Source organism: Bradyrhizobium acaciae (genome assembly GCF_020889785.1).
Classification (GTDB): Bacteria; Pseudomonadota; Alphaproteobacteria; order Rhizobiales; family Xanthobacteraceae; genus Bradyrhizobium; species Bradyrhizobium acaciae.
In genome coordinates this window covers 13,339-38,368 of the sequence record NZ_JACMYK010000053.1, presented here as the reverse complement: position 1 = coordinate 38,368, position 25,030 = coordinate 13,339, and the positions used below count along the sequence as shown (strand labels likewise).

Here is a 25,030-nt window from a genome sequence, read left to right as displayed (position 1 = left end):
CGCTCAAGATAAATCCAGAAGAACGATCCGGCAAAGTCCGGTTGAGGCGGGGCAAGATGGACGAATTGGTTGGACAGCTGGCCGCGAAGGCCGGCATCGATGGCGCTGTCGCTGAAAAAACCATCGGCATCGTTCTGGGTTTCCTCCGAAACGAGGGACCTTCCGACAAAGTCCAGGCTCTGATCGACCAAATCCCCGGCGCCGAAGCGGCAATCGCCGCCTCCAACAACAGCGGTGGTCTATCGCGGTTGATGGGCGGCGGCCTGATGGCTGTCGGCACCCGGCTGATGGCACTCGGATTGAGCATGAGTGAAATTCAGAACGTTGCGCGTGAACTTTTCAGGTTCGGCCGCGACAAAATCGGAGCGGATCAAATGGGCGAGATCATCTCGGGGACGCCGGGCCTCAGCCAGTTTGCCTGAAGCACACTCCCCACGCTCCTGCACGTGCGCTCCCTTCTACCTGCATACGAGTATCATGACATACCCCCTCTCCGAGATCGAAGGCCTGTCCGCCTATTGTGCCACCAAACTGAAATCGCAGGGTATCCGCACGACCGACTCGCTGCTTGAAGCCGCCCGCACCGTCAAGGGACGAAAGGCGCTCGCCGCCAAGACCGGGATCAGTGAACAGCAACTGCTCGAATGGGCCAACATCTCCGACTACATGCGGATTCCCGGCATGGGCAAGGCAAAGGTCGGCCTGGTCCGCGCCGCCGGCGTCACCACCGTGCGCGAACTCGCCCACCGCAACCCGTCGCGGCTGGCGCAGAGCATGAAGGACGCCAATGTGCGGCGTAAGCTCGTCCGCGTGATGCCGTCGGAGAAATCAGTCGAGCTGCTGATTGAAGAGGCACGCAAGCTGCCTCCCAAAATCACCTATTAGCTCACCTATTAGCCAGTCTTAACCGCACGAGCGGCCGCCGGCACCCGCCATCATCGCCACACCTTGACTTGCCGCTGCGGTCAGCGCAAAGCCACCGCATGATGGCAACCAGGCCCATAGCATCGGCGGCGACCGGCCCGGCCGTATCAGCGGTGCTGCCGGCGCTGCTGTCGAGGCCTTATCCGGCGGTGATGGGTATCCTGAACGTGACGCCGGACTCGTTCTCCGACGGCGGCCGGTTCATCGCACCCGAACCGGCGCTGGCCCAGGCCCGCAAGCTGATCGCCGACGGCGCCGACATCATCGACATCGGCGCGGAATCGACCCGTCCCTACGGTTCACAGCCGGTCACAGCCGAGGCGGAAATGGCGCGGCTGAAGCCGGTGCTCGCCGAGGTGATCGCCCTCGGCGTGCCGGTCTCGATCGACAGCATGAAATCAGAGGTCGTGGCCTGGGCGCTCGACCAGGGCGCGGCGATCGCCAACGACGTCTGGGGCCTGCAGCGCGATGCCGGCATGGCGGCCGTCGTCGCCGCGCGCGGCGTGCCCGTGATCATCATGCACAATCGCGAGAGTGCCGATCCCGCGATCGACATCATGCAGGACATCGCCGGCTTCTTTGAACGCTCGCTCGCGATCGCGGCGAGCGCCGGCATTTCGCCCGACAAGATCGTGCTCGATCCCGGCATCGGCTTCGGCAAGACCCAGGAGCAGAGCATGATGACGCTGGCGCGACTGTCAGAGCTCGACGCGTTTCGCCTGCCGGTGCTGGTCGGCGCCTCGCGCAAGCGCTTCATCAGCACGGTCGTGCCGTCGGAGCCGCAGCAGCGGATCGGCGGCTCGATCGCGGCGCACCTGATCGCCGCGCAGAACGGCGCCCGCATCATCCGCGCGCATGACGTCGCGGAAACCGTTCAGGCGCTGCGGCTGGCCGCAGCAATCGAGGGACAGCAATGACCGACACGATCTTCATCACCGGGATCGTCATCCATGCCCGCCATGGCGTGATGGAACATGAGACCGAAGTCGGTCAGCGCTTCGTCATCGACCTCGAGCTCTATACCGACCTTTCGGAATCCTCGCGCACCGACCGCCTCTCCGACACCGTGTCCTATTCCAACGTGGTGGCGACCGCGACCTCGGCTTTCAAGAACACCAATTACAAGCTGCTGGAACGCGCCGCCGGCGCGGTGGCGGAGGACATCCTGGCCTCCTTCCCGCGCGTCAGGGCGGTCAAGGTCACCGTGCACAAGCCGCATGCCCCGATCGCCGCGATCTTCGACGATGTCGGCGTGGTGCTGACCCGCTCGCGGCATCCGCTTCCACATGGCTGACGTCCTGATCGCACTCGGCGGCAATGTCGGCGACGTCCGCACCACGTTTCGCAAGGCGATCGCCAATATCTGCGGTATGACGCAGGCGGCGCTCGTGGCGCGCTCGTCGGATTATTCGACGCCGCCCTGGGGCGGGCAGCAGCAGGACAGCTTCATCAATGCCTGCATCGAGATCGACACCAGCCTCGATCCGCATGCGCTGCTGTTCACCCTGCACAAGATCGAAACCAAATTCGGCCGCGACCGCAAGAACGAGCAGCGCTGGGGCCCACGCACCCTCGACCTCGATCTGATCGCCTATGACAACATCACACTCAACAAGCCGGAACTGACGCTGCCGCACCCGCGTTTGTTCGAGCGCGCCTTCGTGCTGGTGCCGCTGGCCGAGATCGTTCCCGACCGCATCATCGCCGGGCGCCGCGTCGCCGATGCGCTGGCAGGGCTCACGACCGACGGTATTTTCCGCCTTGCGGACCTCGATTAAAGCCGAGCGACCGCAAACAAAAGTTTGGCTTGGCCGCCCGCCCGTGGCAATTTCCGACCAAATCAAGGGGCCCCTCGCGGGGCCGGTGAAGGACGATTTGGGCGGATGACGACCTCGACAGACGATTTGCCTCTGGCTTCGGATTTTGCAGCAGCGACCTATGACGACTGGCGCAAGCTGGTCGACGGCGTGCTGAAGGGCGCCCCGTTCGAGAAGCTCGTCGGCAAGACCTATGATGGTCTCAAGATCGATCCGATCTACCGCCGCGCCACCAACGCAAGCCCGCTTCCCGGCCGAGCCGCCGCGACTCCCTGGCACATCCTGCAGCGGGTCGACCATCCTGATGCCGCAGCCGCCAATGCGCAGGCGCTGCAAGATCTCGAGAACGGCGCGACCGGCCTCGAATTCGAGTTCGCCGGTGGTCCGGGCACGCGCGGCTTCGGCCTCGCCGACGCCAGCAAGAAGACGCTGGCGCGGGCCTGTGGCGGCATCCATCTCGATGCCGGCATCATGATCGCGCTCAACCCGGTGATCGGCCGCGAGAACGCCGGCGAGACGTTTGCCGACATGGTCGAGGCCCGCAAGCTCGATCCGGCCAAGCTCGACCTGCATTTCAATTACCAGGCGCTCAGCACCATGGCCGTGCGCGGCCCTGCGGCCATCGCCTGGCCCAACTACGAAAAGCCGTTCGGCCAGGTGGTCAACGGCCTCATCAAGCGCGGCTTCAAGGGGCCGTTCGTGCTGGCCGATGGCCGGCCAGTGCATGACGCCGGCGGCTCCGAGGTGCAGGAACTCGCCTTCACGCTCGCGCTCGGCCTCGCTTATCTGCGCATGCTGGAAGCATCGGGTCTCGATCTCGATGCGGCACGCACAGGCGTCTCGTTCCGGCTCAGCGCCGATGCCGACCAGTTCCTGACGATGGCGAAATTCCGCGCGTTGCGGCGCTTGTGGGCGCGGGTCGAGCAAGCCTGCGGCCTCACCCCGAAGCCGATCTTCGTCAACGCGCAGACCGCCTGGCGGATGCTGACCCAGCGCGACCCCAACGTGAACATGCTGCGCGCGACGATCGCAACCTTTGCGGCCGGGCTCGGCGGCGCCAATGCGATCACCGTGCTGCCGCACACGCTGGCGCTCGGTCTGCCGGACGATTTCGCGCGGCGCGTGGCGCGCAACACCCAACTCGTGCTGCTCGATGAGTCCAACCTCGCCAAGGTCTCCGACCCCGCGGCGGGTGCCGGCGGCATCGAGACGTTGACCTCGCAGCTCTGCGAGGCAGCGTGGACCTTGTTCCAGGAGATCGAGAAGGCCGGCGGTATCTTCGCTGCCCTCGAGCAGGGGCTGCTACAAAAGAAAGTCGCCGCGACGCGGGCGCAACGCGAAACCAATGTCGCCAAACGCCGCGACGTGCTGACCGGCGCCAGCGAATTCCCGAACCTGCACGAAGACGTCCTCGCGGTGCTGGATGTGAAGCCGTCAGCGCCGATGTCGACCGCCAATACCAAGGTCAGGTTCGACGCCCTCGCGCCGATGCGGCTCGCCGAACCGTTCGAGGCGTTGCGCGACAAGTCGGATGCCACGCTCAAGGCCCGTGGCGCGCGACCGAAAATCTTCCTCGCCAATCTCGGCACGCCGGCGGATTTCACCGCCCGTGCCACATTCGCAAAGAGCTTTTTCGAGACCGGCGGGATCGAGGCCATCGACAACGAGGGCTTTGCCGACGCGGCGGCGCTTGCCGCAGCCTTCAAGGCCTCGGGCGCTGCGATGGCGTGCATTTGTTCCTCCGACAAGGTCTATGCCGCCAGCGCCGCCGAGGCCGCCAGGGCCCTTCACGGCGCCGGAGCAAGGCATATCTATCTGGCAGGACGGCCCGGCGACCAGGAAGCGGCGCTGCGGGCGGCCGGCATTGGTGAGTTCGTCTTCGCCGGCGGTGATGCGCTGGCGACATTGCGCGACGCCTATCGGCGGATGGAGCAGGCATGACGGCAGAGGCACCAGCGAAACCCGTTCTGACCGGCGGTTGCCAGTGCGGCGCCGTGCGCTTTGCGGTGTCGGCGGCGCCGAACCGCGTCAGCATTTGTCACTGCCGGATGTGCCAAAAGGCCTCCGGTGCGCCGTTCGCCTCTTTCGCCGACATCAACAAGGAGGATTTCGCCTGGACCCGGGGTAAGCCGGCGTCGTTCAAATCATCCTCGATCGCCGAGCGCGACTTCTGCGCCGCCTGCGGCACGCCGCTCAGCTTCCGCCGGATCGACGGTCCCCGCATCGAGATCATGACCGGCGCCTTCGACCGGCCCGATCGGGTGATCCCGACCCAGCAATTCGGAACCGAGTCCCGCCAAGGCTGGGTGGTCGGCATCGCCAACCTGCCGAGCCAGACCACGATGCAGAATTACGGACCGGACAAGATGGCGACCATCGTCAGCCATCAGCATCCGGACCATGACTAAGGAATCCAAGGAATGACCCGCATTCCCAATTTCGCCGATGTCGCCTTCCAGCCCGTTGCCACGGCGATGCCGGCTGCGAGCGCCGAGCCGTGGCTGACGCCCGAAGGCATTCCGGTGAAATCGGCCTACAGCGAGGCCGACCTCGAAGGCATCGATTTCCTCGAGACCTGGCCCGGCATCGCGCCCTATCTGCGCGGCCCCTACCCGACCATGTATGTCAACCAGCCCTGGACGATCCGGCAATATGCCGGGTTCTCGACGGCAGAGGACTCCAACGCGTTCTACCGCCGCAACCTCGCGGCCGGACAGAAGGGCCTGTCGGTCGCGTTCGACCTCGCCACCCACCGCGGCTACGACTCGGATCATCCGCGCGTCTCCGGCGACGTCGGCATGGCCGGCGTCGCAATCGATTCCATCTACGACATGCGCACGCTGTTCGCCGGCATCCCGCTCGACCAGATGAGCGTGTCGATGACCATGAACGGCGCGGTGCTGCCGATCCTCGCGCTGTTCGTCGCCGCCGCCGAGGAGCAGGGCGTGCCGCCGGAGAAGCTGTCGGGCACCATTCAGAACGACATTCTGAAAGAGTTCATGGTGCGCAACACCTACATCTATCCGCCGGCGCCCTCGATGCGGATCATCTCCGATATCTTCGCCTACACCTCGCAGCGGATGCCGAAATACAATTCGATCTCGATCTCCGGCTACCACATGCAGGAAGCCGGCGCGACGCAGGACCTCGAACTCGCCTATACGCTGGCCGACGGCGTCGAATATCTGCGCGCGGGCTTGGCCGCCGGCCTCGACGTCGATCGTTTCGCCCCCCGCCTCTCCTTCTTCTGGGCGATCGGCATGAACTTCTTCATGGAAGTCGCCAAGATGCGCGCCGCGCGGCTGCTGTGGGCCAAGCTGCTGAAGCAGTTCAATCCGAAGGACCCACGCTCGCTCAGTCTGCGCACGCACTGCCAGACCTCGGGCTGGTCGCTGACCGCGCAGGACGTGTTCAACAATGTGATGCGCACCACGATCGAGGCGATGGCGGCCACCCAAGGCCACACCCAGTCACTGCACACCAACGCGCTCGACGAGGCCTTAGCGCTGCCGACCGATTTCTCGGCGCGCATCGCCCGCAACACCCAATTGTTCCTGCAGCAGGAGAGCGGCACCAACCGTATCATCGATCCCTGGGGCGGCTCCTATTATGTCGAGCGGCTGACCCATGATCTTGCGAAGAAGGCCTGGGGCCACATCCAGGAGGTCGAGGAACTCGGCGGCATGGCCAAGGCGATCGAGGCCGGTGTGCCGAAGCTCAGGATCGAGGAAGCGTCCGCCAAGACCCAGGCGCGGATCGATGCCGGTCGCCAAGCCGTGATCGGCGTCAACAAATTCAAGCCGGAGAACGAAAAGCCGATCGACGTGCTCAAGGTCGAGAACTCCACCGTGCGGCGCTTGCAGATCGACAAGCTGGCGCGACTGAAGAAGGAGCGCAACCAGAAGGACGTCGATGCGGCGCTGGCTGCGCTGACCCGCTCGGCCGGTGAAGGCAACGGCAATCTACTGGCGCTGGCCATTGATGCTGCGCGCGCAAAGGCCACCGTCGGCGAGATTTCGGACGCCATGGAAAAGGTGTTCGGCCGCCACCGCGCCGAGATCAAGTCCATCACCGGCGTCTACAAGCGAGAGGCAGCGGCCATGTCCAACAAGGTCGAAAAGGTGCAGGCGCTGATCGACGCGTTCGAGGAGGCTGAGGGCCGCCGTCCGCGCATCCTGGTGGCAAAAATCGGCCAGGACGGCCATGACCGCGGCCAGAAGGTGATCGCATCCGCGTTCGCCGATGTCGGCTTCGACGTCGATATCGGGCCGCTGTTCGCGACCGCCGACGAGGCCGCGCGGCAGGCGGTCGAGAACGACGTCCACATTCTCGGCGTCTCCTCGCTCGCCGCGGCGCATCTCACCGCGGTGCCGGAACTGAAAGCCGCGCTGAAGAAGCACGGCCGCGAGGACATCATGATCATCATCGGCGGCGTGGTGCCGCCGCAGGATTACGACGCGCTCTATGCCGCGGGCGCCGAGGCGATCTTCCCGCCCGGCACCGTGATCTCCGACGCCGCCGAGGAGCTGATCCACAAGCTCAACGCCCGGCTCGGCCACAGCGCGGCGGCGGAGTAACGCTCCCGCGCCTGCTTTTTTGGGGGTTACCCTGTCCTGCACTGCATTCACGGTCGTTCGCTGTTTCTGCCTCATGCTCGTGTTCGCCACATCGCCGGCCACAGCTGTCACGACGGTACGCGTCAAGCCAACAGCCGACCTCACCATCAAGAATAGCGCTATCGAAGCTAGCGTCTTCGTCGACGCCGGGATCAAGGCCGATCAGGCATTATCCTTCGATTGCCTCACTGAGGGTAAGAAATGGATCGACAAGAACGCGGCAGAGGCTGCGGCGGCGCGCAAGGATGAACCCGATCTCTTCAGGGATCGCGGCGGCTATTCGTTCGAGCGCAAATATTCGGTGCGCTCCGTCGTCGACAGCCGCTATGTCAGCGTGCAGCGCGACGATTACATGGACACCCACGGTGCGCATCCGAACACCGACGTCAACACCATCCTGTGGGATTCAGCCGCAAAAACGCGCATCAGCATCCGCCCCTTCTTCACCGAGACGACGGATAACGGCCCGACCCTCACGGCGCTACGCAAGGCCGTCATTGCCGCGCTCAACGCCGAGAAGAAGCGGCGCGGTGCCGGCGAGACCGCGACCGCCGAATGGTACAAGGAACTGAAGCCGACCCTGCTCAAGATCGGCGCCGTGGCGCTGGCGCCGTCGACCGTGTCAGGCAAGAGCTCCGGCCTCACCTTCCACTATCCGCCCTACGCCGTCGGCCCCTATGCCGAAGGCCAGTACGTGATCTTCGTGCCGTGGGAGACGCTGAAGCCGTATCTGACGCTGGAAGGCGCAGAGATCTTCGCCGGTGCGCGGCCGAAGGCGGACGAAGACGATCAGCAGCAATAGCTGCCTCAGCAGACCTCAGCCTGGCTGACGCGCCAGCGCCCGGACCAAAGAGCCGGTCCAGTCCGGAATCCAGGCCTGGAACTGAGCGTGCCAGCGATCGGCATCGCCGGGCGCGGTATCGAGCTTGACCGACCATTCGATGAAGGTGCGATCGCCCTCGACGACCGGCAGCAAATGCATCGTGCCCTCGTAGTGGGTCGGCTGCCGCACGTCCGAACCGGTATCCGCCAGAAACGGCAGTGGCTCGATGCTGGCATAGGTCAGCGAATGCCGGGTGTCCGAGTGACCGGCGAGGCGCTGCCTGACCCAAAGCCCGAGATAACAGAAGCGCCTGATCGCGCCGACCTCATCGCCGCGCCTGTCGTCCTCGATCACGCTTTCGCTGACACCCTCGATGTAGGCGGGATAATTGTTGAAGTCACGGATCAACGACCACACGGTATCAAGCGGATGGTCGAGAACGGTGCTGTAATAGGCTCGGGTCATGGCAGGCTCCGAAATGTTGATCCGCAGTGATGCGGCACGTGCCTGATCAACCGTATGGCGTCAGGCCCGCCCACCCGATTTCCGATCTCGTGACTGATCTGGGATGAGCGCGGACTCCGCCCTCGCCTGCAACCGGCAGCCGTTGTAAAGCAGGACCATGACCGCCTCGAAGCCCGCCTCTCCCGACATCCGCGCCCTCGCCCGTGACCTTCGCTCCGGTCACCGCGCCGCGCTGGCACGGGCGATCACGCTGGTCGAGAGCCGGCGCGGCGATCACCAGGCCGCCGCGCGCGAGCTGGTGCAGGCACTATTGCCCGATACCGGCAAGGCGGTGCGGGTCGGCATCACCGGCTCGCCCGGCGTCGGCAAGTCGACCACCATCGATGCGCTCGGCATGTTCCTGATCGAGCGCGGCCACAAGGTCGCGGTGCTGGCGGTCGACCCCTCCTCGGCGCGCACCGGCGGCTCGATCCTCGGTGACAAGACGCGGATGGCGCGGCTCGCCGTCTCCGACCAGGCCTTCATCCGCCCCTCGCCCTCTTCGGGCACGCTCGGCGGCGTCGCGGCGAAAACCCGCGAGGCGATGCTGCTGTGCGAGGCCGCCGGCTTCGACGTCGTGCTGGTCGAGACCGTCGGCATCGGCCAGTCCGAGACCGCGGTCTGCGACATGACCGACTTCTTCCTGGCACTGATGCTGCCGGGTGCCGGCGACGAGCTGCAGGGCATCAAGAAGGGCCTCGTCGAGCTCGCCGACATGATCGCGATCAACAAGGCCGATGGCGACAACCTCAAGCGCGCCAACCTCGCCGCCGCCGACTATCGCAGCGCGCTGCACATCCTCAGCCCGCGCTCCGAGCACTGGCATCCGCCGGTCGAGACCTATTCCGCACTGACCGGCACCGGGCTCGACCGGCTCTGGCAGAAGATCCTCGACCACCGCACCGCGATGACCGCCTCAGGCGAGTTCGCAGGCCGCCGCAGGGAGCAGCAGGTGAAGTGGATGTGGTCGATGCTGGAGAGCCGGATGATGGCGCGGCTGCGCTCGGACGCTGCGATCCGCGCCAAAGTGAAGAAGACCGAAGCCGAGGTCGCCGGCGGCCGCATCTCGCCCGCGGTCGCCGCCGAGCAGATCGCGGAGCTGCTGCATTGAGCGCGAAGCTGCGCATCCTCCTCACCGGCTTCGGGCCGTTTCCGGGTGCGCCGTTCAACCCGACCATGCCGTTGGTGAAGCGGCTGACCGCGTTGCGCCGCCCCGCCTTCGACGACGTCACGCTGTCGAGCCACATCTTCGACGTCACGTATGCTGCCCTCGACCGCGAATTGCCGGAACTGATCGCAAAGCATCGCCCGCAAGCGCTGTTGATGTTCGGCCTCGCCGGCCGCAGCGCGCATCTGCGGATCGAAAGCCGCGCCCGCAACGCGGTGACGACGCGCTTTCCCGATGCCGGCCGCCAGCATGCGCGCAAGGCATCGATCGAGGACGGCGCCGATGCGCAGCCGTTCGGGCCGCACAGCGAAAAGCTGCTGCGGGCCGCGCTGATGACGGGCATCGATGCACGCCCATCGCGCGATGCCGGCAGCTATCTCTGCAACTATCTGAGCTGGCGCGCGATCGAGGCGATTAACGGCGACAAGGGGGTGCACCTCGCACAATTCGTCCACGTTCCGCCGCTCGCGCATGACGGAACGGCGGCACCGGGCAAATCATCCATCACGCTTGAAGCGCTCGTCGATGCCGGTGAGGCCATGCTGCTGGAGTTGGTGAAATTGACCCGGCAGGCCGTGCGCCGGTCACAAAGCCTGCCAAAGAAAGCCTTGGCCGTGAACCTTTCCTTCGCTGAGCGGACTCACGTTGAGCAGAAACCGGCCTTCGACAGGCCGAAGGGTACCGTCAGACGGCCACACATAGCTGACGGCCGTGGACGCGATCGTTTGACGATCGTCGGTTGAAATTGTCCGGAACTTTTGACTGATTTTGTCCAGGGATGCGGGCCGACGCCTGCCGGACCTCATCTCCGCGCCATTGGAGGAGATACCATGACCGAGATCCGGCTGGCCTCGCTACAGGGCGGGGCGATTGTGCTTGGTAATGACACTCTCGATACCTTGCGACAGACATTGCGAGGGGTTGTTTGTCTGCCCCAGGAAGCGGGCTACGATGAAGCCCGCTCGATCTGGAATGCGATGATAGACCGCCACCCAAGCATGGTGGTCCGCTGCAGAGGTGCTGCAGACGTCATGCATGCCGTCACTTTTGCGCGCGAGCGCGGCATCTTGCTCGCCGTGCGCGCCGGTGGCCACAACATTGCCGGGAATGCCGTTTGCGAAGGAGGTCTGTTGCTGGACCTCTCGCTCATGCGCGGCGTGCGGATTGATCCCGCCAGCCGGACCGCGCGCGTGGAACCCGGCGCGACCCTCGGCGACTTCGACGGGGAGGCGCAAGCCTTCGGACTGGCTACTCCGCTCGGCATCAATTCGACGACCGGCGTGGCCGGCCTCACGCTTGGCGGCGGATTTGGATGGCTCAGCCGCAAGTTCGGACTGGCTGTCGATAACCTCATCTCGGCCGACGTGGTAACGGCTGACGGCAAGCTCTTGCAGGCGAGCGCAGACGAGAACCCCGACCTGTTTTGGGCGCTACGCGGAGGTGGCGGCAATTTCGGTGTCGTGAGCTCGTTCGAATTTCGCTTGCACCCGGTCGGACCCATGGTCCTCGCCGGCCTGATTGTCCATCCTTTTGCCCGGGCAAGAGAACTGCTCGCCGGCTATCGCCAGATCGCAGCCAAGGCCCCCGACGAACTCACGCAATGGGTGGTCCTCAGAAAGGCTCCGCCGCTTCCCTTCCTTCCGGCCGACATTCACGGCAAGGAAATTCTCGTCTTCGCGGTCTGTTATGTCGGCGATGAGCGCGACGGAAATCGTGCTTTGGCTCCACTGCGCGGGCTGGGAACGCCGATTGCGGATGTGGTCGGCATGCAGCCCTTCACCGCCTGGCAGCGTGCCTTCGACCCGTTGCTGACCCCGGGGGCCTGCAATTATTGGAAGTCGCACAATTTTGCCGATCTCGGCGACGGCCTCCTGGATGTCCTCGTTAGTCAGGTTGCGCGGCTTCCGACCGAAGAGTGCGAAATCTTCATTGGGCAGCTCGGCGGAGCGGCCAGCCGTATGGCGCCCGACGCAACGGCTTACCCTCATCGCAGCGCGAATTTTGCGATGAATGTTCATACGCGTTGGCGCCAATCCAGCGACAAGCAACGCTCGATCGACTGGGCGCGGACGCTTTTTGCCGAAACCGCGCCGTACGCAACCGGCGGCGTCTACGTCAACTTCATGCCCGAGGACGAAACCGATCGCGTGTCCAATGCATACGGCGCGAACTACCCGCGTCTCACGGCACTGAAGTCAAAATACGATCCCGGCAACCTGTTCCGCTTGAACCAGAACGTCCAGCCATCCGCGCAGCGACCGGCGGCCTGACGACAGACAAGGTAGCAAACCGCCGCTGAGCTCTGGCGAACCCCTCGCTGTTGCCCGACCATTTCGATCTTTGGGTGATTGGTTTCGCTTCGCTCTACCCTACGACGGCGCATCAGGGCATCGTTTGAGGTCTGCCAATGCTCAACACCGGCGCGTAACCGATAGTTCCTGCCCTGCGTTATACGATGCGGATGGTTGATGTCATTGGCTTTACAGGGGTCGTCTCGATAGAGCCGCCGTCCCCTACGTCCGACACGGGTCGTCAGCATCGAATTGGCCGAACGTAAGCCATTTGCCTCCACCCAGTCGGCGTGCAGAACGCAAACGCGCTGTGCCGTTCAGAAACGGAATGTTCGAGTCTGCGTCGAGCCGCTCGTGACCGCAATCTTTGATTTGGCGCAAGGTTGCGCTGCCAAATATCGCTTTAATAGCAACGGTTCCCGTTGAATTCTGACTTGATCTCCCATGAACTTCTTCTCGAAGCCGACCAAGCAGACCTACAGCCTCGTCGATGAAGAAGTCGAAGGCGCATGCGACGGCATGCTCGCCGCGATCAGCCGGCTTCAGCCTCATGAAGCCTGCGCCAGAATGGGATCGACGCCGGAAGGGCTCATCGACGCAGAGGCGGCAGCACGGATCAAGAAATTTGGGCCCAACCTCGTTGCGCGGGAGTGCAAGCCGACAATTCCCGAAGAGATCTGGAATCGTGCGCGCAATCCCTTAAACGGATTGCTGCTGACACTGGCGGCGGTCTCCTATTTTTTGGGAGATGCACGTGCTGCCATCGTGATCGCGACGATGGTGGTCCTGGCGATTACAACGGCATTTATCCAGGAGCACCGGTCCAACGAGGCCGCAGCTCAGCTGCGTGCCATGGTTCATACCACCGCGAGTGTCAGGCGCAGGCCAGGACAGTCGGATGATCCGTTCTCCGAGCTTCCCGTTGATCATCTCGTACCCGGCGATGTGGTGCGACTTTCCGCCGGAGACATGATCCCGGCCGATCTGCGTCTGCTCGAAGCCAAGGACCTGTTCGTCAATCAATCCGTCCTGACCGGTGAATCCATGCCGGCCGAGAAGCACGCCCAGCCAGGAACTGCGGAGTGCGAAGACTCATTTGACCTGCCGAATATCTGCTTCATGGGAGCGAATGTCGTGTCCGGCTATGGTACCGGGATTATCTTGCGAACCGGTCGGCGCACCTTTTTCGGGCAGCTGGCTCACGAGATCGCAGGCCGGCGCGTTCCAACAGCCTTTGACCAGGGCATCAACAGGTTCACCTGGCTGATGATCCGCTTCATCCTTGTGATGGTGCCTACCGTTTTCTTGATCAACGGCTTCACGAAGCATGATTGGCTAGAGGCGCTGCTGTTCGCGGTGGCCGTGGCGGTCGGGCTCACGCCGGAAATGTTGCCGATGATTGTGACGGTCAATCTCGCCAAAGGCGCAATTGCCATGTCGCGCAAGAAGGTGATCGTCAAGCGCCTCAACGCCATCCAGAATTTCGGCGCGATGGACGTGCTGTGCACCGACAAGACCGGCACATTAACCCAGGACCGGATCATCCTTAAGCGGCACATTGATATCGACGGAAACGATTCCGATGATGTGCTCATGTACGCCATCCTGAACAGCCACTTCCAGTCGGGACTGCGAAACCTTCTGGACAAGGCGGTGCTCGCGCACGCCGAACTCGATCAGGCGTTCCGCGTCGAGGAAGGATATTCGAAGGTTGACGAGATCCCGTTCGACTTCACACGCCGCCGGCTGTCGGTGGTGGTCGCGCGCAACGACGGAAAGCATCTCCTGATCTGCAAGGGCGCGGTCGAGGAGATCTTCGCCGCGTGTTCGAGCTATTGCCTTAAGGGCGAGGTCGGCCGCCTCGACCCGACCCATTTCGAGGGCGCCAAGGAGCAGACTGTCGCGCTCAACTCCGACGGGTTTCGCGTCGTCGCCGTGGCTTATAGGGAGATGGAGCCTTCGAAGACAGCCTATTCGGTACGGGACGAGGCGGATTTGACGTTACTCGGCTACATCGCCTTCCTCGATCCGCCGAAGGAGAGCGCCAGGGAAGCGATCGCGACGTTGGCCCGGAAAGGCGTTCAGGTGAAGGTTCTGACGGGCGACAACGAAATCATCACGCGCAAGATCTGCCGTGAGGTTCAATTGGAAACCGGCGAAATTCTGCTGGGTAGCAGGATCGCGCAGATGAGCGATGCCGAACTCGCGGAAGTCGCTGGCCATACCACGGTCTTTGCCAAGCTGAACCCTGAGCAGAAGGAAAGAGTGGTGCGGGCCCTCCACGCCAAGGGACATGTGGTCGGATTTCTGGGCGACGGGATTAACGACAGTCCGGCTCTCAAAGCCGCGGATGTCGGGATTTCCGTGGACACAGCGGTCGATATCGCAAAGGAATCCGCGGACATTATCCTGCTCGAAAAGAGCCTGCTCGTCCTTCAGGAGGGTGTCACCGAGGGTCGAAAAGTCTTCGCCAACATCACCAAGTACATCAAGATGGGCGCGAGCTCGAACTTTGGGAACATGTTCAGCGTGCTCGGGGCAAGCATTTTCCTGCCTTTCCTGCCGATGATCCCGATCCAGGTGCTCACCAACAACCTGCTATACGATTTTTCGCAGACGACCATTCCGACGGACAATGTCGACGAGGAGTATTTGGCATCACCGCGGACGTGGGACATCGGCAACATCTTCAAGTTCATGATCTTCATCGGCCCTATCAGCTCGATATTCGACTACGCAACTTACGGAATGATGCTCTTTGTCTTTGATGCCTGGAACAATCCGTCCCTGTTCCAGACCGGCTGGTTTGTGGAGTCGCTGCTGACGCAGACGCTGATCATACACATCATCAGGACGGCGAGAATTCCCTTTATCGAGAGCCATGCAAGTCCGGCGCTCATTGCGACGACGGTGATTATCTGCACAATCGGGATGACGCTGCCCTTCACCTGGGCCGGATCGGCGCTGGGCTTCGTGCCTCTGCCGTGGGGCTACTGGCCGCTGGTTGCAACGATGCTCGTAACTTACGCTACGATCACACACTTCGTGAAGGTTTGGTTCACGAGGAGATGGGGACTCTAGCCGGTTCTTCGCCGCGAGACACTTTCGCTGATGCGTCGAGGCCCGATCGGCCCCCGGCTTTCCCTGCGCCCTCCGTTCTCGAGAGGGTCAAATGAACGCAAAGCTCGGGCGATTCACGCCGCGAGAACGCGGTTGCATATCCTCTCTATTGTCATGCCCTGCGCATGAGGCTTCCAGTCGGCTGCACCCGGGATTAACCCTACCGCCAACAATCGCCCCGCTGCGTCGGCGCATTCACCATGCGGCGCCGCATTTCGCGCTACCACTCGACCCGCGAACGTCACCGCTCGCACCTGTTTTGACGCGTTTTCTTCACGCGAACCGGTACCCGCTTCGCTTGAAAGCGCTTTGGCGAGGGCCATGCCCATGGACGTCAATCGCCGCCACTTGATCGGAGTAACCGCCGCCGGCGCAGCCGGCGCGCTTGCGATGTCGCCGGATGCCGCGCGCGCCGCGGCATCGACCGGCTCGCTCGGCCGCGACGTCACGCAATATGGCGTTCGCCCCGGCAGCCCTGACGATCAGACCCGCAATTTGCAGCGCGCGATCGATGATGCCGCGCGTGCGCAGGTGCCGCTGGCGTTCCCGCCCGGCGTCTATCGCACCGGCCTGTTGCGGCTTGCGCCGGGCAGCCAGCTGATCGGGGTGCGCGGCGCCAGCCGGCTGGTGTTCAACGGCGGCGCCTCGATGCTGGAAGGCGAAGGCGCCGGCGGCGTCGTGCTGATGGGTCTCAGCTTCGACGGCGGCAAGGTTCCGCTGCCGGCGCGGCGCGGCCTCGTGCATTGCCTGTCCGGCCGCGACATCCGCATCACCGATTGCCAGATCATCGGCAGCGGCGGCAGCGGCATCTGGTTCGAGCAGATGTCGGGCGATGTCAGCAACAACATCTTCACCGACATCGCGAGCACGGCGCTGGTGTCGTTCGACGCGCTCGGCCTGATGGTGGCACGCAACACCATCAAGGGCACCAACGACAACGGCATCGAGATCCTGCGCACCGCGATCGGCGACGACGGCTCGATCGTCGCCGACAACCGCATCGAGGACATCAAGGCCGGCCCAGGCGGCTCCGGGCAGTACGGCAACGCCATCAACGCCTTTCGCGCCGGCAACGTGATCGTGCGCGGCAACCGCATCAGCAATTGCGACTTCTCGGCGGTGCGCGGCAACTCGGCCTCCAACATCCACGTCACGGACAACAGCGTCAGCAATGTCCGCGAGGTCGCGCTCTACTCGGAGTTCTCGTTCGAGGCCGCTTTGATCGCCAACAATACCGTCGACGGCGCGGCGATCGGCGTCTCCGTGTGTAATTTCAACGAGGGCGGCCGCATCGCGGTGGTCCAGGGCAACATCATCCGCAATCTGCTGCCGAAGCGCCCTGTCGGCACCGACCCGAACGACGGCGCCGGCATCGGCATCTATGTCGAGGCCGACAGCGCCGTCACCGGCAATGTGATCGAGAATGCGCCGACCTTCGGCATCGTCGCCGGTTGGGGCCAGTACCTGCGCGACGTTGCAATCACGGGCAATGTGGTCCGCAAGGCTCTCGTCGGCATCGGCGTCTCGGTGGTGCCGGGCGCAGGCTCCGCGCTGATCAACAACAACATGATCTCGGAAACCCCGCGCGGCGCGGTGGTCGGGCTCGACCACGCCCGCCCGATCACGTCGGATCTGTCAGCGGGCGGCGCCCAGCAATATGCCCAGCTCGTTGTCGGCGCTAATGCGGTTCGGCGTTAGCGCGGATTGTTTCAGCATGATCTTTCCGGAAAACCGCTTCACACTTTTCCGGATCATACTCTACAGCGCGTTGCGCAGCAGCGGATAGCGCCGCTGGATGGTATCGAGATCGAGCACCGGCGGCCGCATGACTGGCGGCGGCGGCATCTCCAGCGGAGGCGCGTCGGCCACGGTGGGGGGCTCCTCCAGCACCTCGGCCGCCGTCTCCAGCGCAGCGGCGACCGCGGTCATCGCGGCTTCCGCCAGCGTCGCGGCCTCCGGCCGGCGCTCCGGCGTCGGCGAGAAGCGGCGCGGCGGCAGGATCGATTTGCCGCGGCCGAGCCAGGCCAGATCGATCGGCGAATTGTCGAGCGCAGCCTCGCGCGTCAGCAATTCCTGCCAGATCTCGACCGCGGCCCGGGCTTCCCGGATGTTCTCGAGAAAGGCCTGCTCGCTGTGATAGCGGCGCCAGCGTCCGGTCTCGAACAGTTCGGTAAGGTGTTCCAGCCTTTGCTCGGCGAGGTTGCACCAGCGTGCAACGATCTCCTGGCCTCTGGCCACGTCGGTCCGATGTGTCATTCAATTTGCCCGCAGGGAAAGAAACGGACGCAGACGCAACCGAACCGAATCAACTGGACGTGACACCGATATTCTGTGGAAAAGGTAAATAAAGTCTAACTAAATTCTTAATCGCGAACGGGCGATGAAAGAAGTCCGCTCTACTACGGAGTTTCTTGCCTGAACCATCATCAAGTCATCGACTTGCATGGTGGCGATGCGCATCGCGTTCGTGCGCCGCACAGCCGTATGATCCACAGCAAACAGTCCCGTTGCCCCGCGCCCGACATCGCGACCGCGCCACGCCGCGTCGGCGGCGTTCGGCCAATGCAAGGGTGCCCCAGAAAGCAAAGACCCGTCCGGGGGGACAACCGGACGGGTCAAAGCCATATGGGCGCTTGGGGTGGATGGGCGCTCGCGCCTGATATAGCCGGGGAGGGATAAACCGCTCCCACACACATAAGTCGTGAGAGGAAGGCGGACGTTCAAATCGTCGGCGATTTTTTTAACCTTTGCGCCGCGCGGTTCCATCGCACCATCGTGGGCGTTCGGCAGCGAAAATCACTGCGCGGCACGGCGATTAGCGGTGGAATCGTCCGATGCGATCGACGGTACGGGTTCATCCGCCGCGCGGCTCACGGAAGTGTTATTGCTGTCCGCGTCCTGTGCAGGCTGCGACGGTTTGTCCACGGCGGAAGCGACGGGAGCACTGGTCGCGGCCATCACTGCGCCGAGCGCATCCGCCTCGCCCGCCCCGAACAGATCATCACGACCTGGTGTCCCGAGATCGCGGGCCGTGCCGGTCAGGATCCTGCGCACCTCGGCGGGCTTCAATGCCGGATTGCGCTCCAGCACCAGGGCCGCGATGCCGCTGACGAACGCGGCCGAAAACGAGGTGCCCGACATCACCTGGTATCTGCCGTCAGGCACCGGCACCAGGATGTCGGCGCCGGGCGTCGCCAGCGCGACATAGCTGCCGCGGTTCGAGGCCGCCATCAGCCGGTCGCCGGCATCGATGCCGCTCACCGCGATCACGTCGGGAAGGGCGGCCGGATACAGCGGCGGCGATGTCGGGCCGCCATTGCCGGCCGCAGCGACCAGCACGACGTCCCTCGCCGCTGCGGCGGCTACGGCACGCGCGATCAAGGCGTCCTTCGGTCCGGCAAAGCTCATGTTCACGATCTGCGCGCCGTGCGCCACCGCGTAGTCGAGGCTCCTGAGCAGCACATAGCAGGTGCTCTCGGCGCCAGCAGCGGCCGCACCGAAGGCGCGGATCGCCAGGATGCGCACTTCCGGCGCGCTCCCCGTCAGCCGGACGCGCGCCGCGATCGCACCGGCAACGGCGGTGCCGTGCGCATGCGGGCCTTCCTTGCTGCCGAGCGCGTCGAACGTATCCGCGACCGTGTTCGCCAGTTCAGGATGGGCGCTGTCGACACCGGAATCGATGACGGCAATGGTGACATTCATCCCGCGCGCCAGTCTGTGCGCCGCCGCCAGGTGAAGCTGCGCCGCCGGATATTGCGCCGGATCGCTCCCGCCCGATGCCGCCCTCTGGTCCTGCAGCGCGTAACGGTAGTTCGGCTGCACGGAGCGGACGCTGCCGTCGCTTGCAAACTCTCGGCTCACCGCGTCGGTGGAACGATTGCCGACGATGCGGAACAGGCCGATCGTCGCCCCCAGCAGAGGGATGTTCTGCGAGGCGATCCGGGTCAGGCCATGGCGGCGCGCGAGCGCGTCGGTCTGGGCCTCCGTCAACGCGCCATCGATCTCGGCGACGAGCTCGTTCGGGACGGTTCGCGCGCCCGACGCATCCTGCGCACGAGTGCTGCCGCCACTGCCGGCCCTGCCCTTCTTCGCGGCGCCCTTGCCGCCGCCGTTGACCGCGACCGGCCGCTCGGAGCACTGGCCGCGATAGCCGTCGTCGCAGTCGGCCGAGACGCGAGGCGCATAGCGTGCACCTGATGGCGGCAGTCTCGATCGCGGCCCATCGTCGGTCCACGAGGTCGCCGGACCGTGGTCTGCCGACACCGGCATGCGTCCAACGGCGCCACCGAACCCGCCGGCGGCATTTCCACCACCCCTGTCCATACCGGGATTGGCCCGCGGCCCGAACGAGAGCTGTGGCCCGCCGCCGATCGGCGTTCGCATGAAATTCTGGGCGTGGGCGGAGCCGGCAACACTGAGCAGCAAGAAGAACGCGGCCGCGACGGCCGCTCCGTTCGTCGATCTTGTCCGGCCGTCAGCGGTCATCGTGACCTCAATTCGGCGCAGAACCGTCAGCCGCCGCTTAAGGCGTTTCGACCGCCAGGCTGACGATCTTCTCTTTCTGCAAACGGGCAATCAGCGTCGCGACACTGTCCTTGTCCATCGCGCGGAACTGCAACCGGAACATTCCGCCCTTACCGTCGACGATCGCGCCCTGGTAATTGTCCAGCAGCGACGTGATGTCGGCGATCCTGGCATCCGGTGTGAAGCGAACCAACAGCCGCGTCGGCGCTGCCGCGACGCTGGCGCCGAGGTCACGGGTGATCGGCGCGCTGGGTGCCGGGTGGGATGGTGCGACGGCCGCGCTTGGCGCGCTGCGTTGTTCGGCAACATCGAGCGAAGCGGTCTGGAACGATGCCGGCTGGCTGCGCATCAGTACCGCGCCGATCACGCCGGCCTGCAACAGCACCACGAGCGCACCGAGGCTGGACGACCAGGCCAGCGTCCGCGGCGACAATTTCGAAAAGAACTCCGAGATCCTGCCCGACATCCGCGCACCCGCCGACGGCTTGCGCTCCGGCTCGGCATCGATCGCGGCAAACAGCTTCTGCATGGCGCGCGCCGACGGCGCACCGAGGCTCTCGTTGAGGCCGATGGTCTCGGCATATTCCTCGCGGATGACGGCATACTGCCGGGCCAGCTCCGGATCGCTCGCGAGCGCGTCCTCGACACGGCGCACGTCACGCGCGTTCAGCGTGCCGGCCGCATGCCAGGGCAGCAGCATCTCGATATCGTCAGGTTCTTGACCCTGCACCTTCTTGTTGCTCGCAGCCATCATGGCCAACCTCGCTCGACACCGGCTGCCTTCAGCAACTCGGCAAGTTTCTTGCGCGCGTAGAACAGGCGCGTCTTCACGGTGTTCTCCGGAATCCCGACGATCTCTGCGACGTCTTCCACGGATTTCTCGTGATAGTAGACAAGATCGACAATTTCCCGGTGTTCCGCCGATAGTCCCGTCAGGCACTTGCGCAGCGTGTCACCGGTGTCCTTCTTCTGCACCACCGTTTCCGGATCGTCGGACGTGTCCTCGATCGCGTTCGCGGCCTCATCGTCCAGTTCGGCGTCTTTCCTTCGCCGCAGCGAAGACAACGCCTTGAACCGGGTAATCGCCAGAAGCCAGGTTGAAACGGCGGATCGTCCCTCGAACTTGCCCGCCTGACGCCACACGTCCAGGAAGACCTCGCTGATGAGATCCTCCGCCACCTGTTCGTCCCGCACAAGCCGAAGCCCGAAGCGGTACACCCTGACATGATGCCGTCCGTACAGCACCTGCATGGCGAGCCGGTCGCCTTGAGCGATCCGAGCGATCAGAACGTCGTCTGAAGCCGCCTGTGTCGCGCTCAATGGCCGTCTCGCAAAGTTGGTCTGAGGGGGGTGGTGCGTGGTTCGACGCGAGAGCCAAGATTCTTCACATTACGGCAATGTCCAGACCGCATGTGTGATCTATGACACAGTCGACGATTTCCATGAGGAAAAATCGTCGGCGAATCGGAAAACGGTATCATAATAGTGAATACTCTCGCGGACAGGCACCATCCGGCGCGACCATACCAAGGCTTTGCCGGCAAGCCAGCACCGTCGCGAAGTCGATGCCGGCGCAGGCCCCGGCACGATCGCTCCCGACCAGCTTCGGCGAACGGATTCCCTTTACGAAACAAGGGTGATGACCGGATTACACCGGAGCAGATTCGGTTCCGAAAGATACCAAACCTAAAGGCTTTCCCACTTAGATTTTCGCCGGATTTCACCAATGGCGGGACCATGGGCAGCGCTGCGTCGTCACTTCCCAGTCCGATCGCGGGCGCATCGGAAAGCGGCCGTCCCAGGCTGACGGCCGAGCGCCTGGCGCGCCGGGCCCGGCAGCGCCGCCAGATCCAATCGATGATCGCCGCCTGTTTCGTGCTCGATGCCGTCGTGCTGCTGATCTACGCGCATGCCGGCACGACCTCCGTTTCGGTGGCGGCGGGCTATGCCCTGACCGGGCTCGCTTTGGTCGCCGTCTATGTGCTGCTCTCGGAGCGCGGCTTTCACGAGCGCTTCCGCGACCATTATCTGGTCGCGCCGCAATCGGCCGTCAACATGGTGAACCTGCTGGTGTTCACCTACATCGCGCCGGAAGTCGGCGTGCTGTTCCTCTGCAATCTGTTCGTGGTGTTCGGCTTCGGTGCGTTGCGCACCTCGGCCCGCCAGACCGCAATCGTCTGGACCATTATGGTGCTGGGCCTGACCGCGCTGTTCCTCGGAACCGACAAGGCGATCGGGATGCCGACCGGCACGAAGATCGACCGCCTCGCCACCATGCTGGTGTTCGCGCTGACGATCGGGCGCTGCATGTATCTCGGCATCTTCTCGAGCTCGATGCAGCAATCGCTGTATCAGAGCGGCGTGAAGCTGAAGGAAGCTTATCGGCGCATCGAGGAGCTCGCCGAGCTCGACGAGCTGACCGGCACCTCCAATCGCCGCAGCATCATGCGCACGCTCGAGGACGAGATCGCGCGCTGCGCCCGCAATGGCAGCTCCTGCGCAGTCGCGCTGATCGACCTCGACCATTTCAAGCGCATCAACGACGTCTACGGCCATCCGACCGGCGACGAGGCGCTGCGCACGTTCGCCATCGGCATGTTCGCCAATCTCCGCAGCATCGACCGCTTCGGCCGATACGGCGGCGAGGAATTCCTGCTGGTGCTGCCTAATCTGTCGCAGGATCAGGCCATGCGCGCGCTCGAGCGGCTGCGCGCCATCATCGCCGATCTCGACTGGAGCGCGTTCTCGCCGGGTATGCGGGTGACGATCTCCGCGGGCGTCACGACGCTGAAGCCGCACGAAAACTCCGACACATTACTCGCCCGCGCCGATAGCGCGCTTTACGCAGCCAAGGCGAGGGGACGCAACCGCATCGCCAGCGCCTGAACCTTTTCATTTCCCTATTCGGCGGCGGAGAATCCGTCGCCATCGCTCCAGGACAGAGTCATGAGTTCGAAGCCCGCGACCGCCCCCGAAAGTCTGCTCGACGAGTTGCAGACGACCCTCGCCCACGGCACCGTCGCACGCCGTGTCGAGACGCTGCGGCGCGTGACGGACCTGTTCATCAACGGCTCGGTGAATTATTCGGACCAGCAGATCGTGCTGTTCGACGACGTGTTCCAGTGCCTGCTCGAGCACATCGAAAACTCGGCCAAGGCCCTGCTCGCCGACCGCCTCGCCCCGATCGATACCGCGCCGCCGCAGACCATCCGCACCCTGGCATTCGACGACCTGATCGAGGTCGCAGGCCCCGTGCTGACGCTGTCGCCGCGGCTCGACGACGACACCCTGATCGAGACGGCGCGCAGCAAGAGCCAGGCGCACCTGCTCGCGATTTCCAACCGGAAGACGCTGAGCGGCGCCGTCACCGACGTGCTGGTGTTGCGGGGCAATGACGAGGTGATCCAGAGCGCGGTCAACAATCCCGGCGCGGAATTCACCGAGCGCGGCTTCACCCGACTGGTCAGCCGCGCCGAGGGCGACGACAATCTGTCGACCTGCGTCGGCCTGCGCCCGAACATCCCGCGGCATCTCTATCTCAAGCTCGTCGCCAAGGCCTCGGACACGGTCAGGCAGCGGCTCGAGGCCGCCAATCCGCAGCAGGCCAAGGAGATTCCGATTGCGGTGAAGGAAGCCACGCGACGCGCGCGCTCGGCGCCCGCCGCCGTGACGTCGGATACCACGATTGCGCATGCGCTGGTCAAATCGCTCTACCAGGACGGCCGGCTCGACGAATTCCAGCTCGCAGCCTTCGCCGAGGCCGGCAAGTTCGACGAAACCAACGCCTCGCTTGCCGCGCTCGCCAACGTCTCGGTCAGCGTGGCCGAGAACATGATGATCGAAACCCGCGCCGAGGGCGTGATGATCCTGGCCAAGGTTTCAGGCCTGTCATGGTCCACGGTGCGATCGATCATCAACCTGCGCGACGACATCTCGGGCGCCGAGCCAACCGATCTGCAGGCCTGCAAGGACACCTATGAGCGGCTGCGGCCTTCGACCGCGCAGCAGGTGCTGCGCTTCCATCGCATGCAGCAGTCGGCGCCGGCGGCCTAATAACGTAGCGCCCGCTTCCCCATCAGGGCGCCGACGCTCGCGACGATCGCGGTCGCCAGCGTGTACCAGGTGGCGACGAACAGCGGCGAGTCATCGGTGCAATGCGAGGCGTAGACGGTTGCAGCGAGCCCTGCCGAGAGCAGGCCGGCCACCGCGCCCGCAACCGCCGGCCGCGCCGGCGCGCCCTGTCGCAGCCCGTAGAGCGCACCAATCAGCAACGGCAGCGACATCGCTGGGATTGCGGATATGCACGCCATCGAGTTCTTGCCGATCAGGCGCGTCATCATCGGCGTCCGCTGCGGCATCATCATCTCGCCGCTGATCGCGGCAACGAGGATGCCGGCGGGAATCAGCAGCCACCAGCCGAAGCCGCGCAGCGAGGCCTCCGGCCGCGACAAATGCAGACTGACCGCGATCGCCGAGGCGGCGAGTGCCAGCGTCACCGCGAACTTCAGGTCGAAGAACGGATTGTGCATCGCGGTCATCACGTCGGGCCGCACACCGAGCTCGGCGAAGAAGATCAGCAGAGAGATCGGCGCCGCGGCCAGCAGTGCCAGCATCAGCGCAAGACCGATCGGACGCGCACGATAAGCGTTGTCGGCTGTAAGGGTCCGAATGAGTTGATCGGTATCCATGCTCATCGGTCCCGTAATTTCGCGGTGAGGCTCGCAAGCCCGCGATGCAGGGCGACCCGCACCGCGCCCTCGGTCATCGAGAATTTCGCCGCGGTATCCTTGATCGAGGCGCTGTCGACCGCAATCGATTGCAGTACGTCGCGCTGCCGCGCCGGCAACGCCTGCAACTGGGCGGTGACCTCGCCGGGAGACGCCGTCGGCTCCGGCGTTTCGCCGGGCAATGTCTCGGCGAAGTCGTCGATGTTGACGAAGATGCGCTTGCCGCGACGGCGCAGCGCGTCGATCAGCTTGTTGCGCGCGATCGCGAACAGCCACGGCGCGAACGGGGCGTTCGCGTCCCAGGTCTGTCGTTTCAAATGCACTGCCAACAAGATGTCCTGCACGATGTCCTCGGACTGATCGACCGGCTGTCCCGCGCGCGCCAAGCCGCGTCGCGCCGCAGCACGGAGTACCGGCGTGACGGCCTTGAGCAGGCGATGGTACGCCGCGTCATCGCCTGAAATGGCCGACCGCATCAGGTCGGTCCATTCATCCTCACGTTCGCGCACGCAGGCT

General features: G+C 64.4%; 22 protein-coding genes and 1 pseudogene. 16 read left to right on the top strand and 7 right to left on the bottom strand.

Annotation, left to right across the window (positions count from 1 at the left end):
* Positions 1 to 56: 56 nt before the first annotated feature.
* The 9 genes from H8A92_RS20690 (at position 57) to H8A92_RS20650 (ending at position 8,159) form a co-directional block, all read left to right on the top strand.
* Positions 57 to 422: a hypothetical protein gene (locus H8A92_RS20690; RefSeq protein ID WP_016841849.1), complete on the top strand. Its 366-nt coding sequence runs from the start codon at positions 57 to 59 to the stop codon at positions 420 to 422.
* Between the two features lie 55 nt (positions 423 to 477).
* Positions 478 to 885 (top strand): DUF4332 domain-containing protein, encoded by a 408-nt coding sequence (locus tag H8A92_RS20685; RefSeq protein WP_229197466.1) that lies wholly within the window; start codon positions 478 to 480, stop codon positions 883 to 885.
* 101 nt (positions 886 to 986) lie between these two features.
* Positions 987 to 1,841: a dihydropteroate synthase gene (folP, locus tag H8A92_RS20680; protein ID WP_420831345.1), complete on the top strand. Its 855-nt coding sequence runs from the start codon at positions 987 to 989 to the stop codon at positions 1,839 to 1,841.
* Entirely contained in the window at positions 1,838 to 2,218 is a 381-nt protein-coding gene (gene folB / locus H8A92_RS20675) for a dihydroneopterin aldolase (protein ID WP_050403309.1), read from the top strand. Before folP ends, folB begins: the two co-directional genes overlap by 4 nt.
* A complete protein-coding gene (gene folK / locus H8A92_RS20670) occupies positions 2,211 to 2,702 on the top strand; it encodes a 2-amino-4-hydroxy-6-hydroxymethyldihydropteridine diphosphokinase (RefSeq protein ID WP_229197464.1) in 492 nt (163 codons plus the stop codon). The genes folB and folK overlap by 8 nt, the downstream gene beginning before the upstream one ends.
* Before the next feature lie 105 nt (positions 2,703 to 2,807).
* Positions 2,808 to 4,682: a methylmalonyl-CoA mutase family protein gene (locus tag H8A92_RS20665; RefSeq protein ID WP_229197463.1), complete on the top strand. Its 1,875-nt coding sequence runs from the start codon at positions 2,808 to 2,810 to the stop codon at positions 4,680 to 4,682.
* A complete protein-coding gene (locus H8A92_RS20660; RefSeq protein ID WP_229197462.1) occupies positions 4,679 to 5,149 on the top strand; it encodes a GFA family protein in 471 nt (156 codons plus the stop codon). Before H8A92_RS20665 ends, H8A92_RS20660 begins: the two co-directional genes overlap by 4 nt.
* 12 nt (positions 5,150 to 5,161) lie before the next feature.
* Positions 5,162 to 7,318, top strand: a complete 2,157-nt coding sequence (scpA, locus tag H8A92_RS20655) for a methylmalonyl-CoA mutase (protein WP_229197461.1) — start codon at positions 5,162 to 5,164, stop codon at positions 7,316 to 7,318.
* A 73-nt stretch (positions 7,319 to 7,391) separates the two neighbouring features.
* Positions 7,392 to 8,159, top strand: coding sequence for an RsiV family protein (locus H8A92_RS20650; RefSeq protein WP_229197460.1), 768 nt, complete (start codon positions 7,392 to 7,394; stop codon positions 8,157 to 8,159).
* A gap of 15 nt (positions 8,160 to 8,174) precedes the next feature.
* Here the strand turns inward: H8A92_RS20650 and H8A92_RS20645 are convergent, their stop codons facing one another.
* Positions 8,175 to 8,645 carry an SRPBCC family protein gene (locus tag H8A92_RS20645; protein WP_229197459.1) on the bottom strand — a complete coding sequence of 157 codons (471 nt, stop codon included), beginning with the start codon at positions 8,643 to 8,645 and terminating at the stop codon, positions 8,175 to 8,177.
* 157 nt (positions 8,646 to 8,802) lie between these two features.
* Here H8A92_RS20645 and meaB point away from each other — a divergent pair, with 157 nt between their 5' ends.
* From meaB to H8A92_RS20620, 5 genes and pseudogenes are all read left to right on the top strand, one after another.
* Positions 8,803 to 9,795, top strand: a complete 993-nt coding sequence (meaB, locus tag H8A92_RS20640; protein WP_229197458.1) for a methylmalonyl Co-A mutase-associated GTPase MeaB — start codon at positions 8,803 to 8,805, stop codon at positions 9,793 to 9,795.
* Positions 9,792 to 10,433 (top strand): annotated as a pseudogene (locus H8A92_RS20635) (pyroglutamyl-peptidase I); the annotation flags it as partial. The gene meaB and the pseudogene H8A92_RS20635, both read left to right, overlap by 4 nt.
* 249 nt (positions 10,434 to 10,682) lie before the next feature.
* Complete coding sequence (locus H8A92_RS20630; protein ID WP_229197457.1) at positions 10,683 to 12,122, top strand: FAD-binding oxidoreductase; 1,440 nt, start codon at positions 10,683 to 10,685, stop codon at positions 12,120 to 12,122.
* A 465-nt stretch (positions 12,123 to 12,587) separates the two neighbouring features.
* A complete protein-coding gene (gene mgtA, locus H8A92_RS20625) occupies positions 12,588 to 15,224 on the top strand; it encodes a magnesium-translocating P-type ATPase (RefSeq protein ID WP_229197456.1) in 2,637 nt (878 codons plus the stop codon).
* A 366-nt stretch (positions 15,225 to 15,590) separates the two neighbouring features.
* Positions 15,591 to 16,961: a TIGR03808 family TAT-translocated repetitive protein gene (locus H8A92_RS20620; protein WP_229197455.1), complete on the top strand. Its 1,371-nt coding sequence runs from the start codon at positions 15,591 to 15,593 to the stop codon at positions 16,959 to 16,961.
* A 60-nt stretch (positions 16,962 to 17,021) separates the two neighbouring features.
* On the opposite strand, the gene H8A92_RS20615 is transcribed toward H8A92_RS20620, so the two are convergent.
* The 4 genes from H8A92_RS20615 to H8A92_RS20600 all read right to left on the bottom strand — a co-directional run bounded on the left by H8A92_RS20615 (position 17,022) and on the right by H8A92_RS20600 (position 21,107).
* Positions 17,022 to 17,519: a TIGR03809 family protein gene (locus tag H8A92_RS20615; RefSeq protein ID WP_229197454.1), complete on the bottom strand. Its 498-nt coding sequence runs from the start codon at positions 17,517 to 17,519 to the stop codon at positions 17,022 to 17,024.
* A 540-nt stretch (positions 17,520 to 18,059) separates the two neighbouring features.
* The gene (locus tag H8A92_RS20610) at positions 18,060 to 19,748 is read right to left on the bottom strand and encodes a S8 family serine peptidase (protein ID WP_229197453.1); all 1,689 of its coding nucleotides are present in this window, start codon (positions 19,746 to 19,748) and stop codon (positions 18,060 to 18,062) included.
* A gap of 37 nt (positions 19,749 to 19,785) precedes the next feature.
* Positions 19,786 to 20,538 (bottom strand): hypothetical protein, encoded by a 753-nt coding sequence (locus H8A92_RS20605; RefSeq protein WP_229197452.1) that lies wholly within the window; start codon positions 20,536 to 20,538, stop codon positions 19,786 to 19,788.
* The gene (locus tag H8A92_RS20600; protein ID WP_163160500.1) at positions 20,538 to 21,107 is read right to left on the bottom strand and encodes a sigma-70 family RNA polymerase sigma factor; all 570 of its coding nucleotides are present in this window, start codon (positions 21,105 to 21,107) and stop codon (positions 20,538 to 20,540) included. The genes H8A92_RS20605 and H8A92_RS20600 overlap by 1 nt, the downstream gene beginning before the upstream one ends.
* Positions 21,108 to 21,524: 417 nt before the next feature.
* On the opposite strand from H8A92_RS20600, the gene H8A92_RS20595 reads away from it, so the two are divergent.
* Together H8A92_RS20595 and H8A92_RS20590 are read left to right on the top strand one after the other, a co-directional pair.
* Positions 21,525 to 22,673, top strand: coding sequence for a GGDEF domain-containing protein (locus H8A92_RS20595; RefSeq protein WP_229197451.1), 1,149 nt, complete (start codon positions 21,525 to 21,527; stop codon positions 22,671 to 22,673).
* A gap of 60 nt (positions 22,674 to 22,733) precedes the next feature.
* Positions 22,734 to 23,840 (top strand): DUF2336 domain-containing protein, encoded by a 1,107-nt coding sequence (locus H8A92_RS20590; protein WP_229197450.1) that lies wholly within the window; start codon positions 22,734 to 22,736, stop codon positions 23,838 to 23,840.
* Here the strand turns inward: H8A92_RS20590 and H8A92_RS20585 are convergent.
* Both H8A92_RS20585 and H8A92_RS20580 read right to left on the bottom strand, forming a co-directional pair.
* On the bottom strand, positions 23,837 to 24,475 hold the full coding sequence (locus H8A92_RS20585; protein WP_229197449.1) for an NrsF family protein: 639 nt from the start codon (positions 24,473 to 24,475) through the stop codon (positions 23,837 to 23,839). The genes H8A92_RS20590 and H8A92_RS20585 overlap by 4 nt on opposite strands.
* Before the next feature lie 2 nt (positions 24,476 to 24,477).
* A complete protein-coding gene (locus H8A92_RS20580) occupies positions 24,478 to 25,023 on the bottom strand; it encodes a sigma-70 family RNA polymerase sigma factor (protein WP_163160496.1) in 546 nt (181 codons plus the stop codon).
* Positions 25,024 to 25,030 lie beyond the last annotated feature (7 nt).

Coding starts and splice junctions, on each gene's coding strand:
- H8A92_RS20690 (WP_016841849.1), top strand. CDS start 57: ATGGACGAATTGGTTGGACAGCTGGCCGCGAAGGCCGGCATCGATGGC.
- H8A92_RS20685 (WP_229197466.1), top strand. CDS start 478: ATGACATACCCCCTCTCCGAGATCGAAGGCCTGTCCGCCTATTGTGCC.
- folP (WP_420831345.1), top strand. CDS start 987: ATGGCAACCAGGCCCATAGCATCGGCGGCGACCGGCCCGGCCGTATCA.
- folB (WP_050403309.1), top strand. CDS start 1,838: ATGACCGACACGATCTTCATCACCGGGATCGTCATCCATGCCCGCCAT.
- folK (WP_229197464.1), top strand. CDS start 2,211: ATGGCTGACGTCCTGATCGCACTCGGCGGCAATGTCGGCGACGTCCGC.
- H8A92_RS20665 (WP_229197463.1), top strand. CDS start 2,808: ATGACGACCTCGACAGACGATTTGCCTCTGGCTTCGGATTTTGCAGCA.
- H8A92_RS20660 (WP_229197462.1), top strand. CDS start 4,679: ATGACGGCAGAGGCACCAGCGAAACCCGTTCTGACCGGCGGTTGCCAG.
- scpA (WP_229197461.1), top strand. CDS start 5,162: ATGACCCGCATTCCCAATTTCGCCGATGTCGCCTTCCAGCCCGTTGCC.
- H8A92_RS20650 (WP_229197460.1), top strand. CDS start 7,392: ATGCTCGTGTTCGCCACATCGCCGGCCACAGCTGTCACGACGGTACGC.
- H8A92_RS20645 (WP_229197459.1), bottom strand. CDS start 8,645: ATGACCCGAGCCTATTACAGCACCGTTCTCGACCATCCGCTTGATACC.
- meaB (WP_229197458.1), top strand. CDS start 8,803: ATGACCGCCTCGAAGCCCGCCTCTCCCGACATCCGCGCCCTCGCCCGT.
- H8A92_RS20630 (WP_229197457.1), top strand. CDS start 10,683: ATGACCGAGATCCGGCTGGCCTCGCTACAGGGCGGGGCGATTGTGCTT.
- mgtA (WP_229197456.1), top strand. CDS start 12,588: ATGAACTTCTTCTCGAAGCCGACCAAGCAGACCTACAGCCTCGTCGAT.
- H8A92_RS20620 (WP_229197455.1), top strand. CDS start 15,591: ATGGACGTCAATCGCCGCCACTTGATCGGAGTAACCGCCGCCGGCGCA.
- H8A92_RS20615 (WP_229197454.1), bottom strand. CDS start 17,519: ATGACACATCGGACCGACGTGGCCAGAGGCCAGGAGATCGTTGCACGC.
- H8A92_RS20610 (WP_229197453.1), bottom strand. CDS start 19,748: ATGACCGCTGACGGCCGGACAAGATCGACGAACGGAGCGGCCGTCGCG.
- H8A92_RS20605 (WP_229197452.1), bottom strand. CDS start 20,538: ATGGCTGCGAGCAACAAGAAGGTGCAGGGTCAAGAACCTGACGATATC.
- H8A92_RS20595 (WP_229197451.1), top strand. CDS start 21,525: ATGGGCAGCGCTGCGTCGTCACTTCCCAGTCCGATCGCGGGCGCATCG.
- H8A92_RS20590 (WP_229197450.1), top strand. CDS start 22,734: ATGAGTTCGAAGCCCGCGACCGCCCCCGAAAGTCTGCTCGACGAGTTG.
- H8A92_RS20585 (WP_229197449.1), bottom strand. CDS start 24,475: ATGGATACCGATCAACTCATTCGGACCCTTACAGCCGACAACGCTTAT.